This is a genomic window from Nostocoides jenkinsii Ben 74 (assembly GCF_001046875.1).
In the GTDB taxonomy this organism is placed as follows: domain Bacteria; phylum Actinomycetota; class Actinomycetes; order Actinomycetales; family Dermatophilaceae; genus Nostocoides_A; species Nostocoides_A jenkinsii.
In genome coordinates, this window is the sequence record NZ_HF571038.1 from 3,577,737 (window position 1) to 3,580,780 (window position 3,044).

A 3,044-nucleotide genomic window follows, 5' to 3' on the forward strand; every position below is an offset into this window, starting at 1 on the left:
CCTACCGACGAATGCAGGAAGGGTGGCACCGAGAATCGGTGCCACCCTTCAGGCAGTTAGGCCGCGGCCGCGGATCACTCCGCGTCGCGGCGGTCCTCGCCGTGACCCCGGCGACGGCGGTTGCGGCCACCGTCGCGGCGCTCGCGTGGGCGATCCTCGGCGGCCGGAGCCGACTCCTCGGACGTCTCCGCTGCCGGAGCGGCGTCGGCGCTCGCGGCGGGCGCCTCGGCGCCTTCCGGAAGCACCGCGGCGAGGCTGAGCTTGCCGCGCGGGTCGATCTCCTTGAGCTCGACCTGGACCTTCTGGCCGATGGCCAGGACGTCCTCGACGGCGTCGATGCGCTTGCCGCCGACGAGCTTGCGAACCTCGCTGATGTGCAGCAGCCCGTCCTTGCCCGGCAGCAGCGACACGAACGCCCCGAAGGTCGTCGTCTTCACGACGGTGCCCAGGAAGCGCTCGCCGATCTCCGGCATCTGCGGGTTGGCGATCGCGTTGATCGCGTTGCGGGCCGCCTCAGCGGACGGGCCGTCGGTCGCGCCGATGTAGACCGTGCCGTCGTCCTCGATGGAGATATCGGCGCCGGTGTCCTCCTGGATCTGGTTGATCATCTTGCCCTTCGGGCCGATGACCTCACCGATCTTGTCGACCGGCACCTTGACCGAGATGACGCGCGGAGCGAACGGCGACATCTCGTCGGGGCTGTCGATCGCCTCGGCCATGACATCGAGGATGTGCAACCGGGCCTCGCGGGCCTGCGTCAGCGCACCCGCCAGCACGTCGGCGGGGATGCCGTCGAGCTTGGTGTCGAGCTGGATGGCGGTGACGAACTCCTTGGTGCCGGCGACCTTGAAGTCCATGTCACCGAAGGCGTCTTCGGCCCCGAGGATGTCCGTCAGCGCGGCATACGACATCTGCCCGTCGACCTCGGCCGAGACCAGGCCCATCGCGATGCCGGCGACCGGGGCGCGCAGGGGCACACCGGCGTTGAGCAGCGACAGCGTCGAGGCACAGACCGAACCCATCGACGTCGAGCCGTTGGAGCCGAGCGCCTCGGACACCTGACGGATCGCGTACGGGAACTCCTCGCGCGTCGGCAGCACCGGCATCAGCGCGCGCTCGGCGAGGGCGCCGTGGCCGATCTCGCGGCGCTTCGGCGAACCGACGCGGCCCGTCTCACCGGTGCTGTAGGGCGGGAAGTTGTAGTTGTGCATGTAGCGCTTGCGCGTCACCGGGGAGAGGGTGTCGAGCTGCTGCTCCATACGCAGCATGTTGAGCGTGGTGACACCCATGATCTGGGTCTCGCCGCGCTCGAAGATCGCCGAGCCGTGAACGCGGGGCAGGACCTCGACCTCGGCCGAGAGGGCGCGGATATCCGCGAGCCCACGACCGTCGATGCGGACCTTGTCACGCAGGATGCGCTCGCGGACGAGCTTCTTCTGCACGGAGCGGTATGCCGCGGACACCTCCTTCTGGCGGCCGGTGAACTCCTTGGCGGCGCCCTCACCGGTGAAGACGTCGGCATCGCCGACGAGCGCGAGGTGAATCTCGCTCTTCAACTCGTTGAGAGCGTCCTCGCGCTCCTGCTTGCCGGCGATGGACAGGATCTGGGCCAGGCGGCCGTCCTTGGTCGCGGCGGCCTCGACCGCGGCATACACATCGTCCTGGTAGTCCAGGAAGCGGGGGAACTCCTCGACCGGCTTGGCGGCCTGGCGGGCAAGCTCGGCCTGGGCCTCGCACAGCACGCGAATGAAGCCCTTGGCGGCCTCGAGACCCTGGGCGACGACCTCTTCGGTCGGAGCAGTCTTGCCCTCGTTCTTGACGAGATTCCAGGTGGCGTCGGTGGCCTCGGCCTCGACCATCATGATGGCGACATCGTCACCAACGACGCGCCCGGCGACGACCATGTCGAAGGTCGAGCGCTCGATGTCGCTGAAGTTGGGGAAGGCGACCCACTGGCCGTCGATGAGCGACACGCGGACGCCACCGATGGGGCCGGAGAACGGCAGACCCGAGATCTGGGTCGCGGCGCTGGCGGCGTTGATCGCGACCACGTCGTACTGGTGATTGGGGTTGAGCGACAGCACCGTGATGACCACCTGAACCTCATTGCGCAGGCCCTTGACGAAGGACGGGCGCAGCGGGCGGTCGATCAGACGGCAGGTGAGGATCGCCTCGGTCGAGGGACGGCCCTCGCGACGGAAGAAGCTGCCCGGGATCTTCCCGATGGCATACATGCGCTCTTCGACGTCGACGGTCAACGGGAAGAAGTCGAACTGGTCCTTCGGGGTGCCGCTCGCGGTGGTCGTCGCCAGCAGCATGGTCTCGCCATCGAGGTAGGCGCTGACCGACCCGCCCGCTTGACGGGCGAGGCGTCCGGTTTCGAACCGGACGGTGCGGGTGCCGAAACTGCCATTGTCGATGACGGCTTCGGTGAACGTGATTTCTGGACCCTCCATGGGCCCTCCATTTCTGTTTCCAGACAGTTCCGGGGGCATCGTCGTTGTGCCCCGGAAGGGACATGTCCGGGCTCGGACATGCCAAGAAGCGGCCCTGAAGTCAGGACCGCTTCTGGTTCAGTGGATCAACGACGCAGGCCGAGTCGCTTGATCAGCGCACGGTAGCGCTCGATGTCGATGCTCTCGAGGTAGCGCAGCAGGCGACGACGACGGCCGACGAGCAGCAGCAGGCCGCGGCGGCTGTGGTGGTCGTGCTTGTGCTCGCGAGCGTGCTCGGTGAGGTCCTTGATGCGCTGGGTGAGCAGCGCGACCTGCACCTCGGGGGAGCCGGTGTCACCCTCGACGGTGGCGTACTCGGCGATAATGGACTTCTTGACGTCAGCGTCCAGGGGCATGAGCTAGTCGGCTCTCTTTCGTGTCGTTGCGCGGCGCGCCCGGGCTGGTTCACCGGGGCTCTTGTGATCCGCGGCCGTTATGACGGCAACCCCACAAGATTACCAGCGGCTCCGCGCCCGCCCTAATCGACGCGCCCGCCCCGAACTTGAGCACGCCTTACGCACTTGAGCACGCCTTCCAAGGCGTGCTCAA

At 67.6% G+C, this 3,044-nt stretch carries 2 protein-coding genes; both read right to left on the reverse strand.

Annotation, left to right across the window (positions count from 1 at the left end; all coding sequences use genetic code 11):
* Nucleotides 1-74: 74 nt before the first annotated feature.
* Complete coding sequence (locus BN13_RS17050) at nucleotides 75-2,456, reverse strand: polyribonucleotide nucleotidyltransferase (RefSeq protein WP_048548389.1); 2,382 nt, start codon at nucleotides 2,454-2,456, stop codon at nucleotides 75-77.
* 125 nt (nucleotides 2,457-2,581) lie between these two features.
* Entirely contained in the window at nucleotides 2,582-2,851 is a 270-nt protein-coding gene (gene rpsO, locus BN13_RS17055) for a 30S ribosomal protein S15 (RefSeq protein ID WP_048548391.1), read from the reverse strand.
* Nucleotides 2,852-3,044 lie beyond the last annotated feature (193 nt).